We start from the raw sequence: 252 nt of genomic DNA, 5'->3' as shown, positions 1-252 counted from the left end.
GAAGGGGGAAGTCGATTTTAAACAGGCATAATCGCAGGCAACACTCGATGCGGAGCCCTCTGATGAAGTATGCCTTGTTGACCCTAGCCCTGATCTTCAATGCCCACTCGGCGTTTGCTGCCGGCGATGCCGAGGCGGGCGGCAAGCTGTTCACCAAGACGTGCGGCGGCTGTCACAGTGTCGGTGAAGGCGCACGGGGTGGGTTCGGGCCCCAACTCAACGGCATCATCGGCCGGCCAGCGGGGACAACCA

General features: G+C 61.5%; 1 protein-coding gene. It reads left to right on the top strand.

Annotation, left to right across the window (positions count from 1 at the left end; all coding sequences use genetic code 11):
• Window positions 1–62: 62 nt before the first annotated feature.
• The coding region (locus AC0L3U_RS39875; protein ID WP_473365194.1) for a c-type cytochrome at window positions 63–252 on the top strand (190 nt) is incomplete at its 3' end.

This window comes from Bradyrhizobium sp. Kon69 (assembly GCF_055807515.1).
Note: the sequence above shows the minus strand (reverse complement) of the source record. Positions and strands in the feature narration are given on the sequence as shown.